Genomic DNA, 11,651 nt, shown 5'->3' on the forward strand with positions numbered 1-11,651 from the left:
GTTGAGCGCCCGATGAGCACTGACACGACGAGCGGGACCTCACGCTCGGCATGGGAGAGGCATGGGATACGGCCCCAAGGGCTCCGGTGATGGGCACTGGTCGAGGCTGGACAACCTCCTCCGGACCAGCCCCGTCGATCCCGGCTGCTCCGTGAGCCGACGGGACATCGGTGCCTACGCCGAGCTCACCATCAGTGGTGGCGCTCCCGCACCGCGCTTTCCGGGCGTCGCGGCCCATCTGGAGTCGTGCGCTGACTGTCGGGAGGACGTCGAAGGGCTGATCGCCGCGCTCCGGGACACGGCCGATTGAGATCCATCACCAGACACCTCGGGCCCCCGCGAGGGCACCAGTTCAGATTGGAGTCGGCATGTCATTCGCGACCCGCGGATTTTCCGGCCGCAGAGGCCAAGCAGACACGCGCCTACCACCAGGGCAGACCATGGTCGACAAGTGGCCCGTGCTCAGCGCTGGGCCCACACCGCACGTCGAGACCAAGGACTGGGAGCTCACCGTCCAGGACGAGACCAGCGACGATCACCGCTGGGGCTGGGACGAGCTACTCGCACTCGGTGTCGAGGACATCACGGTGGACATCCACTGCGTCACCCACTGGTCCAAGCTCGGCATGGCCTGGCGCGGCGTCAGCCTCGACAAGATCCTCGAGAACGTCGCCTCCGAGCACCAGTACGTCATGGCGCACTCCTACGGCGGCTACACCACCAACCTGCCTCTGGAAGACCTGGCGGGCGGCAAGGCCTGGATCGCTACGGAAGCCGAGGGCAGTCCCCTGCACCCGGAGCACGGCGGCCCGGCCCGCCTGCTCGTGCCGCACCTCTACTTCTGGAAGAGCGCCAAGTGGGTGCGGGGCCTGACCATGATGCCGACCAACGACCCCGGGTTCTGGGAACGGTACGGCTACCACATCTACGGCGACCCGTGGAAGGAGCAGCGGTACCGGTGAACACATCCCGTACGACGGCCCAGCCCGCCCAGCACCGCATGCGCAGCACCTGGCACGCGGCCACGATCGTGGCGAACCGCGCCGAGACACCGCACTCGGCCCGCATGACGTTGGCCGTACCGACCTGGCCGGGAAGCGAGCCGGGCTCACACCTCGACGTGCGGCTGACCGCGCCGGACGGGTACCAGGCCAGCCGCTCCTACTCGATCGCGTCCTCGACGCCGTGGGGTCATGTCGTCCTGGCGATCGATGAGCTGCCCGACGGCGAGGTGTCGCCGTTCCTGGTCAACGAGGCCCGGCCCGGCGACAAGGTCGAGGTCCACGGCCCTCTCGGGTCCTACTTCGTCTGGTGTCCCGGCCAGAGCCACCGGCCGGTTCAGCTGATCGCCGGCGGCTCCGGCATCGTCCCGCTGTACGCGATGGCCGTGGCGCACGACCTGGCCGAGGACTCCACGCCCTTCCAGCTGCTCTACTCGGTGCGCACGCCCGCGGACGTCTTCTTCGCCGACGAGCTGGCCAGGCTGGCGGGGCCGCACCTCCGGGTCGAGCACGTCTACACGCGCCACGCCCCGGACGACTGGTCCGGCACCGTGGGGCGCCTCACGCGGGAGTCGCTGGCGGCGAGCACGATCCCACCCGCGGAACGGCCCCGCATCTACGTCTGCGGATCCACCGGATTCGCAGAGACCGTCGCTGCCTGGTTGCTCGACCTCGGTCATGCCCCAGCGGACATCCTCACCGAACGATTCGGAGGACTCTGATGTCGAACCACCTCGACGGCAACGCGCTCGCCGGTGTGCTCTCGGAGGTGTTCGCCACTGACGTGACCGCGGCACGTGCCCGGTGCGGCAGGTGCGGACGGACCTCCCCCGTCGCCGAAGCGATGGTCTACCCAGACGCTCCCGGCCTCGTCGCGCGGTGCGCGTCGTGCGACCACGTCCTCGTCGTCGTGGTCACCGCAGGCGAGCGCCTGGTTCTCAGCCTCGCGGGACTGGACACCATCGACCTGCGGATCTCAACGGCTCACCGCGCTGTCGACCACGCCGGTGACGACGCCCGGGTCAGTCGCGGATCCGGATGACCGTCTTGCCGCGCGCGGGTTCGGTCGAGTTGAAGGCTGCTTCGTCTCGGTCTACCGCGTCAGGGCCGACGCGACCCGCGTCCGAAGAACGGGGACGACCTCGTCGGCGAACCATGGGTTGCGGGTGTGCCAGCGGAAGTTCAGTGGTGAGGGGTGCACCAGCGGGATCATGGTCGGCAGGTACTCGTGAAAGGCGCGGACGGTCTCGGTGAGGTTCTTCTTCACCTTGTCAGCCAGGTAGTGCTTCTGTGCGTAGCCGCCGATCAGGATGGTCAGCCCGATCTTCGGCATCAGGTCCGGCGATGGCAGCCCGGATGCTCTCGAAGCTCGGACCGTCAGCGCCCCGTGGCGCCGTCACCGCGGCGCCACCTTGACGACGCCCGGGTGCTCCTGGTCGACGACGTCCTGGTACTCGACATGCTTGTCGATGAAGGTCCGCACGATCGGGCACAGGACCGTGGCCGTCCTGCCCTGGGCACGAAGGTCGTCCAGGACGTGCCGGATGAGCGTGGTGGCGGCCCCCTGGTCGCGGAACTGGGGAAGGATCGACACGGCGACGAGGACGACCCTCTCGCCGACGTCATTGAAGGTCAGGCCGCCGACCTGCTGGCTGCCGACAGTCGCGTCGTAGATGCCGACCTCGTCGTCCCTGGCGATCTTCAGCTCGAGAGGCTGGTCGTGACCAACGACAACCTCGTGCACCAGAGCCTCCTGGTCTTCGTCCAGCGGGCCGGCCGGATCGGCGCTCGCCTCAGCGTCTTTCCGCGTCGTGGGTGCGGCCTGGTTCGGATCGGTCATGGGAGTTTTCCTTTTCACCGAGGCTTCTTCTTGGTCTGGTCTGGTGCGTGGTTCTCTCGCCCTCGCCTGGGCGCAGGCGAACCGGGGCGTGGCCCCCCACGGAGCGAGGGGGCCACGCCTGCTCGGTCAGGCGGAGGTGGTGCTGCGCCGCGGAAGCACCCAGTTCGGGCGCGGGAAGTGGCAGGTGTAGCCGTTCGGATAGGTGATCAGGTAGTCCTGGTGCTCGGGTTCGGCCTCCCAGAAGGGTCCTGCGGGCTCGATCGTCGTCACCGCCTTACCGGGCCAGAGGCCCGAGGCGTCGACGTCGGCGATCGTGTCGCGAGCGACCGTCTCCTGCCCGGGGCTGAGCGGGAAGATCGCCGAGCGATAGCTCGCACCGATGTCGTTCCCCTGCCGATCGAGGGTGGACGGGTCGTGGATCTGGAAGAAGAACGCCAGGATGTCGCGGTAGCTCGTCGAGTTCGGGTCGAAGATGATCTCGACCGCCTCGGCGTGCCCCGGATGGTTTCGGTAGGTCGCGTGATCGTTGCGGCCACCGGTGTATCCCACGCGGGTGGCCAGGACGCCGGGCTGTCGGCGGATCAGGTCCTCCATCCCCCAGAAGCACCCGCCGGCCAGCACGGCCGTCTCGGTGCCCGTGAGGCGTGTGACCTGTCCGCTGTCGTTCGGTCCGCTGCTCATGAGCCCTGCCCTTCGCTCGACGTGGGTGTCTCGAACAGCGACAGGTACTCGCCGTAGCCCTGTGCCTCCAGCTCGGCGACGGGCACGAAGCGCAGCGCGGCCGAGTTCATGCAGTACCGCTCACCTCCGCGATCCGTGGGGCCGTCCCCGAAAAGGTGGCCGAGGTGGCTGTCCGCGGCGGTGGAACGCACCTCGGTGCGGACCATGCCGTACGACCTGTCCGTCACTGCTCGGACGGTGCCTGCGCTGATCGGCTTGGTGAAGCTGGGCCAGCCGGTGCCGCTGTCGTACTTGTCGATCGAGGAGAACAGGGGCTGGCCGGAGACGACGTCGACGTAGATGCCGGGCTCGTGGTTGTCCCAGTACTTGTTCCTGAACGCCGGCTCCGTTCCGCCGTCCTGCGTGACACGCAGCTGCGTCTTCGTGAGTCGAGCCAGCACGTCCGGCGACCGGCTGTAGTCCTGTGTCATGTCTTCGTCCCTTCTGACACCAGATCGTGGTGCCGTCACTACGGGTAACACTGCGACCTCTGGTTGTGGTCCCGAGATCTCGACGATCCGTCGAGGGCCGGTCAGTACTGGGGCGCGGCGGCCCGGAGGAAGCTGACGACGGCGTCCGCGGGCACCTCGCACGGCTTGAGCACGGGCCCGTTGGTCGTGATCCATACGTTCGCGCTGATCTGCTCGGCGTCGCTGAGACGCTCGGCGCTGATCGAGACGACCTTGCCGTTCGCGCGGGTCGTGCGCGTCACGCCCCAGGTCTGCCCCGATACCCGCACGCTGGACCATCCCTCGGGAATCTTCACCACGAGTGCGTCCAGCTCTCGGTCGCGTGGTTGGTCCATGGATCGCCTCCCTCTGGCTGTCACGTCTCGATGATGCCCTGAGTCACCTGCCGTGCGCGTGTGGGGCGCTCTCCGCCGCAAGATCCCCGCGGACCGTGTCCATGTCGAGGTTCTTGACCTCGTCGACGACCTCCGCGAGAGCCGCGGCCGGAAGGGCACCCGCCTGGTTGAAGACCAGAATGCCCTCTCGGAACGCCATCAGCGTCGGGATCGCAGTGATGCCGGCAGCCGCCGCGGTCCTCTCGGCCGCCTCGGTGTCGAGCTTGCCGTGGACGACGTCAGGGTTCTTCTTCGCGGACTCCTCGAAGATGGGTGCGAACTGCCGGCACGGGCCGCACCAGGTAGCCCAGAAGTCCACCAGGACGATGTCGTTGTCCTTGATCGTGCTCTGGAAGTTGCTGTCGGTGAGCTCGATGGTCGTCATCGTCTCCCTCTCTCTCGAAGCGGTGGTCGCGGTCGCGACCTCCTCATCGGGTCGCGGCGGCCACGTCGCGGCGCCAGCCCGGCGAGCCGTGGATGACGGTCGAGCGGCTGGCAACCGAGCGCCGCCTGGTACCGGTGGCATCCCCGCACGTGACCGCCGCGACCCTTGCCTCGTGGGTGTCACGGGTTCCCGTCGTCTTACCCGGGCGCTGGTAAGACGACGGACTCTCGCGCCGCTAACTCTGATGAACCGAAATACGGTTGGAGACACGCACGCGATACGGGGAGGCGCCCGATGAGAGCCATCGTGGTGACTGACGAGGCCGCAGGTATGGCCGGTATGACGTTGACGGATCGTCCCGAGCCGGAGCCGGCCGGGAACGACGTCGTCGTCCGGGTGCACGCGTCGGGGTTCACTCCCGGTGAGCTGACGTGGCCAGGGACATGGACCGATCGCCTGGGACGTGACCGGACGCCGTCCGTCCCTGGGCACGAGGTGGCCGGCGTGGTGAGCGCGCTCGGCTACGGCACGAGGGGGCTGTCCGTCGGCCAGCGGGTGTTCGGCCTTACGGACTGGACCCGCGACGGCACGCTGGCCGAGTACGTGGCTGTCGAGGCGCGCAACCTCGCGCCGCTTCCCGGGGATGTTGACTTCACGGTGGCCGCGAGCCTGCCGATCTCGGGCCTGACCGCGTGGCAGGGCCTGTTCGTCCACGGTCGCTTCGAGGCGGGGCAGACCGTTCTGGTGCACGGGGCCGCCGGCGGCGTCGGGTCTGTCGTGACTCAGCTCGCGCGGGAAGCGGGCGCCTACGTGATCGGCACCGGCCGTACCGCAGACCGGCAGGCCGCGCTCGACTTCGGGGCGCAGGAGTTCGTGGATCTCGGCAACGACTCGCTCGGGGACGTCGGTGAGGTCGACCTCGTCTTCGACATGATCGGTGGAGACATCCAGAAGCGCTCGGCGGCCCTGGTCCGGTCCGGCGGAACGCTGGTCAGCATCGCCGGACCGCCCGAGGTGCGTCCGGCCGACGGCCTGGCGGTCGACTTCGTCGTCGAGGCCGACCGTGCCCAGCTCGGCGAGCTCGTCCAGCGCGTTCGCGACGGACGGCTACGGACGAACATCGCGAACATCGCGACCCTGGACGACGCGATTGCCGCGCTCAACCCGACAGAACGGGTCAAGGGCAAGACGATCATCCGCGTTCGTCCGTAGAGCACTGGTCGAGCTTGTCGAAACCTCGGTCTCGACGAGCTCGACCAACGCAGCGACACGCCCCACGGACCGTCATCAGAGTCACGCTCCGTGCGCGTTGCGCGCAAGCACAAGAGCGTTCTTGACCGTGCCCGCCGTCTGTATACCGCTCAGCGTGTACTTGCCGTTGACCACTGCGAACGGCACGCCTGACACACCGAGCAGATATGCCAGGTGGTTGTCCTGCTCGACCGCGGCCGAGTACATCCCTCGCCGAAGCGCGGTGGCAGCTCCGTCTTTGTCGAGACCGCACTCGACAGCGAGATCGACGAGCGTCCCGAGATCACTGATGTCCAAACCCTCGGCGAAGTGTGCCCGGAAGAGCCGCTCGACCATCGGCAGGGGCTCCCCGCACGCCGCCGCGAAGTGCACGAGCTCGTGGGCCTTCTGCGACCCGGTCGAGACAAGCTTCGTACCGTCGTAACCCAGGCCCAGCTCCGACGTCAGACTGGCGATCCCCGCAGGGAACCAGCTCGTCTCGCCTTCGCGTGGCCCGTCGGCAAGGTGCCCAGCCCGGTCGGGAAAGAGTGAGTACGTTCGGAACCTGACGTCAACACCACCCAGCTCGGCGGCAGCTCTCCTGAACGCGGCGAGCTCGATGTAGCACCAGACACACTGCAGGTCTCCCCACATCTCCACCTTCAGCGGCGCGACGTCGTGCTGGTCATAGCTCGCGGTGTCCAACTCCATACCTCCGACTCGGCGGAACGATCTGCTACGGACAAGTATCCGGACCCGGGACGCAGCATCCGAGAGTCGCCGCTCTCGTTGTTCTCGATCCTGCGGTGCCCGGGAGATCTCGGCTCCACACGACAGGGCCGAGGCCGGGTACCGGACACATGGTCCGGTACCCGGCCTCGGCGGTCCTACCGAGCGTCGGCCCTAGCGTCCGTGGTGACCGCCTCCAGGACGTCCACCACCCGGGTGACCCGAGTGACCCGGGCAACCGGAGCCGGCGGCCGACATGTCGTCCGCCCAGGACGCGAGCCAGCCGAGCGGCGCGTTCCAGTTGATCGTCATCTCGTTCGTCGACCACGAGTCGACGAGGTCGATGTAGCAGAACTGCGGGGCACAACCCTGGAGGTTCTCCTGGGCGACCGGGTCCTGGATCGCCGAGTTCGCGCCGCCCGCCATCATGCCGTCGGGGTGCGGTGGCAGACGGTCGGCCGATGCCATCCAGCGGTTGTGCATGTTCTCCGAGTACTTGGTCCCGTACCCCTTGACGTAGGAGTTGTTGAGCGCGTTGCGTCCCAGGACGTAGTCGAACGACTCCAGTGCTGCAGCACGGTAGCGGTCTTCGCCCGTCAGGTCGTACGCGGTCGCGATGACCACCGCGTTGTTGATCACCTGGTGGTTCGAGCCCCAGCTGTAGTCCCCCGGGTGGTAGGCGTGACCGAACGGCTCGTCCTGCTGCACGGCGGCGTACTCGTCCGCCCCCTCGATCACGGAGGCGACCACGTCCGCACGCCCGGGCAGGTCGTTCGGCACCGTCGCGAGGTCGAGTCGTGCGGCCGCCGCGGTAAAGCCCCAGTCGAAGCCGGAGGGCCGCCAGATGTCGCCCTCGGCGCCACCGACGTGGTACTCCGAGGCCAGCACGGCGTCGGAGAACTCGCCCTCGCCCGTGGCCAGGAACAGCTGCGCGGCCGCCCAGTACCACTCGTCACCCAGGGAGGTGTCGTTGTACGGGCCGCCTCCCGGATTCGGGTCGATGCTGTTCGTGTCCGGCGCGTAGATCTCCGGGTGGGCGACCGCCGCGTCCCAGGCGCGCCGCGCGGCGGCGAGCAGCTCGTCGGCGTACGCCGCGTCGTGCTCGGCGTACAGACGGGCGCCCTGCGCGGCCGCTGCGGCCGTGTTGAGCGTCGCCGCCGTCGAGGGCCGGTGCACGTAGCGCGGCATCGGGTCCTCGCTCGGCAGAGTGTTCATGCCGGTCCAGGCGATGTCGTGGAGCTTGTGGTGCACCAGGCCGCCGGCATCGACCCGCTGTCCGTCGATCGTCATCTCGACGCCGTCGGCCACCTGCATGCTGAGCATCCAGTCGAGGTTCCAGCGGGTCTCGTCGAGGATGTCCGGCACGCCGTTGTCCCGCTCGGGAATCACCAGCGTGGAGTCGCCCAGCGCGCCGTCGGTCACCGTGTCGGCGTGCAGCGTGCGCTCGTAGGCGGACAGCAGCTGGTACACCGAGATGCCGGAGTTCACGACGTACTTGCCGTGGTCGCCGGCGTCGTACCAGCCGCCGGTCGCGTCGATGGCGTAACCGTCAGGGCAGGCCCAGCCGTCCTCGCCGTAGTGCCCGTCAGCGCCCAGCTGCGGATTGCCCTGGTGGTCGACGGCGCCGCTCGGCGGCAGGCAGGGCACGCTCACGTCGCCCTGGTTGACGTCGTCGCCACCGAACTCGGACACGTGGCCCGCTGGGCGCACGTACTCGGTCTTGAGCTGTTCGCCGTCCACATCGACCGGCACGATCTCGTAGCCGGAACGCTGCGTGTAGTAGATGCCGAGGGAGTCGGCACGCAGCTGGTCGTAGAGGTCGGCGGAGATGTCGAACGGGTAGGACGTCTCGCCGTCCGCGGCCAGGGTGAAGCCGGTGCCGGTCGAGGTGACGTCCGAGAAGTCGATCGTGTGCACGTCGAGGCCGGCCGACTCGTCGAACCCCTCGGGGACGGACTCACCGGAGGCGACGACGGCGCCGTCCGGCCCCTCGACCTCCCAGGCGACCGGCTCGGTCGCGTCGGTGACGAGCGTGGCGCGCTTCGGACCGTCCGGCAGGTAGCCGACCTGGTTCACCCGGACCCGGGGGCCGGTGTCGGGTTCGTACTCCTCGACCTCACCGCCGGTGAGGAGCGAGACCTCGTCGAGGCACAGCTCGAAGTCCGCGGCGTTGCCGCCAAGCTGGAGCTGGACCTCGGTCTCGGCGTCGGCGGCGAGCTCGAACACCTCGGTGAACGCCTGCCCGTCCGCGCTCAGGGCGATGTCCGCGTAGTAGAGGGGAGGCCATTCGGCCTCCGGGTCGGGCACGAGCACGCGGGCGGACGCCTCGGGGGCCGCACTCGCCGTCACCCCGATCGTGTAGGTCTCGCCGGCTGCGACAGAGACGTCGCTCTGGCCGACGATGACGTCCCACTGCTGGCCGCCACCGGGCACGACGCCGCACAGGCCGGCCTCCGTCTCGGTGAACTCGACACCGCCCGCGACCCACCAGGGCGCCATGCCGCCGTCGAACGTGGGATTGGTCAGGATCTCCGTGCCGTCGTCGGCCTGGGCCGTTGCAGGCAACACGACGCCCACAAGGGCGAGCGATGCCACTATCGCGGCCAGCCGACGTCGTCGCTGCTGTCTTGTGTTCACGCTGACTCCTCGATGAGTGCGCTTCCAGAGCCGGAAGTTCGTCACCGTATCCAGAGCCGGGTCCGATGTGGCACCCTCGGGCGCCGATCTGATTCGTTTAAGACACCGAGAGGACCAGCCCATGCCCCGCACGAATCCGTGGGGCACCAGTGGGGGTTTCAGGTGGCCCCTGCGGGCCATTCCTGTCCACCGCCGTCCAAACAGGGTGAAGAATCGGCACAGGTAAAACGCTGCGCCCACCGAGATAGTCGACCTAGAACGGGCAGAGCAGTACCCTTTGGCCATGAACGCGCTTCACCGCGCTGACCTGGTCCGATGCCCTAACGAACGCCCGATTGGGCACCAGTGGGGTTTCATCGATCAGTTGCCGTTGCCACCAGGCTGAGCCGGTAGGCACGATGTCGACAGCCAGGTGGGCTGAATCATCGGTGTACGAGGCGTTTGCCCCGCGGGTTCAGGCTAGCGGTTGGACGGCGGACCTGAGTTTGGTCACCTCGGTCTGAGTAGCTCGGTTGCAGGGCTCTGATCTGCGGTGATGTTGGTCTTAGTGCGCGGTTTCACGCACTAACGGGCTGGCCTACGCTCGGTGGGTGGCGTTCATTCGACGGGTCCGGACCGCGTCCGGGGCGACGGCTGTACAGATCGCGGAGTATGTCGGCGGGCGTCGTCAGCGGATCGTGGAGCATCTCGGGTCGGCGCACTCGGAGGCTGAGCTCGGGATCTTGCTGGAGCGGGCTCGCGGCCTGCTGGCCGATGACCAACAGGGCGTCCTGACCTGGGCCCGGAGCCCATGACGCGCGCGGTGGGACTGGTCCCGGCGCCCGGTGAGCCGGCCTTGCTCGGCGACCAGCCGGCCCTATCTCAGGCGGCATCTCAGGCGGCGCTGGTCGGTCCCGCGCGGGTGGAGTCGACCGCGTCGCGGGTCTTGTTCGACGCTCTGGTCGGCGTGTTCACTGATCTGGGGTTCGACGGGCTCGGGGACGACGTGTTCCGGGACCTGGTGATCGCCAGGGTCGTGGAGCCGACCTCGATCCTGGACGTCGGGAGGGTCCTGAGGGACCTGGGCCACAGCCCGGTCAGCGACAAGACGATGCGCCACACCCTGGCCCGCTGCGTCGGCAACGGCTACCGCGACCAGATCGCCGGGCTGTGCTTCGATCACGCGCAGGCCAGCGGTGATGTGTCGTTGTGTTTGTACGACGTCACCACGCTCTACTTCGAGGCCGAGAAAGAGGACGGGCTGCGCAAGGTCGGCTACTCCAAGGAACGACGAGCCGACCCGCAGATCGTCGTGGGCCTGCTGGTAGACCGGTACGGCTTCCCGCTGGAGATCGGCTGTTTCGAGGGAAACAAGGCAGAGCGCCTCACGATCGTGCCGATCATCGAGCAGTTCCAGGCCCGCCACCAGATCGAGGGTGTCGTGGTGGTCGCCGACGCGGGCATGCTCTCCGCGGGCAACCTGGCCGAGCTGGACCGCGCCGGGCTCGGGTTCATCGTCGGCTCCAGGATGACCAAGGCGCCGATCGACCTGGAGTCCCACTTCCGCTGGCATGGGGACGCGTTCACCGACGCCCAGGTCATCGACACCATCACTCCCAAGACCGGGCAGAACCTCGAGAACGACCCGATGCTGCGCAGCGAACCGGTCTGGGACCCGGCCACGCACACGCGGTCCTGGCGGGCGGTGTGGTCCTTCTCCCGCAAATGGTTCGTGCGCGACAACGCGACCCTGACCCTGCAGGAGAACCGCGCCCGAGACGTGATCGACGGATCCCGGACCGCGAAGGCCACGAGGTTCGTCAAGACCAGCGGGGACGCACGCACCCTGGACGAGAAGGCGCTGACGCGAGCCCGGGCACTGGCCGGGCTGAAGGGCTACGTCACCAACATCCCGGCCACGGTGATGCCGCCGGCAGAGGTGATGGCCTGCTACCACGACCTATGGCACGTGGAGCAGTCCTTCCGGATGAGCAAGACCGATCTGGCCGCCCGGCCGATGTTCGCCCGCACCCGCGACGCGATCGAGGCGCACCTGACCATCGTGTTCACCGCCCTGGCCGTCGCCCGCACGGCCCAGGACCGCACCGGTCTCGCGATCCGCAACATCGTGCGCCAGCTACGTCCCCTGCGCTCGGCCACGATCACGATCAACGGCACTACCGCCACGTTCCCGCCCGCGATCCCCGCACCACAGCAGACCATCCTCGACGCACTGAACCGCGACGACGTCACGCACTAACCCGAATGACCAAACTCAGGTCAGAA

Annotated in this window: 13 protein-coding genes and 1 pseudogene; 6 read left to right on the top strand and 8 right to left on the bottom strand. The window is 68.2% G+C overall.

Annotation, left to right across the window (positions count from 1 at the left end):
- Positions 1–61: 61 nt before the first annotated feature.
- From ACQEVI_RS26215 to ACQEVI_RS26230, 4 genes are read left to right on the top strand one after another with little or no spacing between them, the layout of a single operon-like run.
- Positions 62–310 carry a hypothetical protein gene (locus tag ACQEVI_RS26215; RefSeq protein ID WP_432905045.1) on the top strand — a complete coding sequence of 83 codons (249 nt, stop codon included), beginning with the start codon at positions 62–64 and terminating at the stop codon, positions 308–310.
- A 58-nt stretch (positions 311–368) separates the two neighbouring features.
- Complete coding sequence (locus ACQEVI_RS26220) at positions 369–962, top strand: molybdopterin-dependent oxidoreductase (protein WP_432905048.1); 594 nt, start codon at positions 369–371, stop codon at positions 960–962.
- Positions 959–1,723, top strand: a complete 765-nt coding sequence (locus ACQEVI_RS26225) for an FAD-binding oxidoreductase (RefSeq protein ID WP_432905050.1) — start codon at positions 959–961, stop codon at positions 1,721–1,723. The genes ACQEVI_RS26220 and ACQEVI_RS26225 overlap by 4 nt, the downstream gene beginning before the upstream one ends.
- Entirely contained in the window at positions 1,723–2,043 is a 321-nt protein-coding gene (locus ACQEVI_RS26230; protein WP_432905053.1) for a DUF6510 family protein, read from the top strand. The genes ACQEVI_RS26225 and ACQEVI_RS26230 overlap by 1 nt, the downstream gene beginning before the upstream one ends.
- Positions 2,044–2,094: 51 nt before the next feature.
- Here ACQEVI_RS26230 and ACQEVI_RS26235 read toward each other — a convergent pair whose 3' ends face one another.
- The 6 genes from ACQEVI_RS26235 to trxA form a co-directional block, all read right to left on the bottom strand.
- Positions 2,095–2,334: a uracil-DNA glycosylase family protein gene (locus ACQEVI_RS26235; RefSeq protein WP_432905056.1), complete on the bottom strand. Its 240-nt coding sequence runs from the start codon at positions 2,332–2,334 to the stop codon at positions 2,095–2,097.
- 63 nt (positions 2,335–2,397) lie between these two features.
- Complete coding sequence (locus ACQEVI_RS26240) at positions 2,398–2,841, bottom strand: GNAT family N-acetyltransferase (RefSeq protein WP_432905059.1); 444 nt, start codon at positions 2,839–2,841, stop codon at positions 2,398–2,400.
- Between the two features lie 126 nt (positions 2,842–2,967).
- Positions 2,968–3,522 carry a peptide-methionine (S)-S-oxide reductase MsrA gene (gene msrA, locus ACQEVI_RS26245; RefSeq protein WP_432905062.1) on the bottom strand — a complete coding sequence of 185 codons (555 nt, stop codon included), beginning with the start codon at positions 3,520–3,522 and terminating at the stop codon, positions 2,968–2,970.
- Positions 3,519–3,992, bottom strand: coding sequence for a peptide-methionine (R)-S-oxide reductase MsrB (gene msrB, locus ACQEVI_RS26250; protein ID WP_432905065.1), 474 nt, complete (start codon positions 3,990–3,992; stop codon positions 3,519–3,521). Before msrB ends, msrA begins: the two co-directional genes overlap by 4 nt.
- 101 nt (positions 3,993–4,093) lie before the next feature.
- Complete coding sequence (locus tag ACQEVI_RS26255; protein ID WP_432905068.1) at positions 4,094–4,366, bottom strand: hypothetical protein; 273 nt, start codon at positions 4,364–4,366, stop codon at positions 4,094–4,096.
- 43 nt (positions 4,367–4,409) lie between these two features.
- The gene (gene trxA, locus ACQEVI_RS26260; RefSeq protein WP_432905071.1) at positions 4,410–4,790 is read right to left on the bottom strand and encodes a thioredoxin; all 381 of its coding nucleotides are present in this window, start codon (positions 4,788–4,790) and stop codon (positions 4,410–4,412) included.
- A 294-nt stretch (positions 4,791–5,084) separates the two neighbouring features.
- Between trxA and ACQEVI_RS26265 the strand changes: the two genes are divergently transcribed.
- The gene (locus ACQEVI_RS26265) at positions 5,085–6,002 is read left to right on the top strand and encodes an NADP-dependent oxidoreductase (RefSeq protein ID WP_432905074.1); all 918 of its coding nucleotides are present in this window, start codon (positions 5,085–5,087) and stop codon (positions 6,000–6,002) included.
- A gap of 81 nt (positions 6,003–6,083) precedes the next feature.
- On the opposite strand, the gene ACQEVI_RS26270 is transcribed toward ACQEVI_RS26265, so the two are convergent.
- Positions 6,084–6,731, bottom strand: a complete 648-nt coding sequence (locus ACQEVI_RS26270; protein ID WP_432905077.1) for a DsbA family oxidoreductase — start codon at positions 6,729–6,731, stop codon at positions 6,084–6,086.
- A gap of 192 nt (positions 6,732–6,923) precedes the next feature.
- A complete protein-coding gene (locus ACQEVI_RS26275) occupies positions 6,924–9,386 on the bottom strand; it encodes a glycoside hydrolase family 9 protein (protein WP_432905080.1) in 2,463 nt (820 codons plus the stop codon).
- Positions 9,387–9,976: 590 nt separating this feature from the next.
- On the opposite strand from ACQEVI_RS26275, the pseudogene ACQEVI_RS26280 reads away from it, so the two are divergent.
- Positions 9,977–11,625, top strand: a pseudogene (locus tag ACQEVI_RS26280) (IS1634 family transposase).
- The last annotated feature ends 26 nt before the right edge of the window (positions 11,626–11,651 follow it).

Source organism: Promicromonospora sp. CA-289599, assembly GCF_050936155.1.
GTDB lineage: Bacteria > Actinomycetota > Actinomycetes > Actinomycetales > Cellulomonadaceae > Promicromonospora.

Coding starts and splice junctions, on each gene's coding strand:
- ACQEVI_RS26265 (WP_432905074.1), top strand. CDS start 5,085: ATGAGAGCCATCGTGGTGACTGACGAGGCCGCAGGTATGGCCGGTATG.
- ACQEVI_RS26235 (WP_432905056.1), bottom strand. CDS start 2,334: ATGCCGAAGATCGGGCTGACCATCCTGATCGGCGGCTACGCACAGAAG.
- ACQEVI_RS26255 (WP_432905068.1), bottom strand. CDS start 4,366: ATGGACCAACCACGCGACCGAGAGCTGGACGCACTCGTGGTGAAGATT.
- ACQEVI_RS26240 (WP_432905059.1), bottom strand. CDS start 2,841: ATGACCGATCCGAACCAGGCCGCACCCACGACGCGGAAAGACGCTGAG.
- trxA (WP_432905071.1), bottom strand. CDS start 4,790: ATGACGACCATCGAGCTCACCGACAGCAACTTCCAGAGCACGATCAAG.
- ACQEVI_RS26215 (WP_432905045.1), top strand. CDS start 62: ATGGGATACGGCCCCAAGGGCTCCGGTGATGGGCACTGGTCGAGGCTG.
- msrB (WP_432905065.1), bottom strand. CDS start 3,992: ATGACACAGGACTACAGCCGGTCGCCGGACGTGCTGGCTCGACTCACG.
- ACQEVI_RS26230 (WP_432905053.1), top strand. CDS start 1,723: ATGTCGAACCACCTCGACGGCAACGCGCTCGCCGGTGTGCTCTCGGAG.
- ACQEVI_RS26270 (WP_432905077.1), bottom strand. CDS start 6,731: ATGGAGTTGGACACCGCGAGCTATGACCAGCACGACGTCGCGCCGCTG.
- msrA (WP_432905062.1), bottom strand. CDS start 3,522: ATGAGCAGCGGACCGAACGACAGCGGACAGGTCACACGCCTCACGGGC.
- ACQEVI_RS26220 (WP_432905048.1), top strand. CDS start 369: ATGTCATTCGCGACCCGCGGATTTTCCGGCCGCAGAGGCCAAGCAGAC.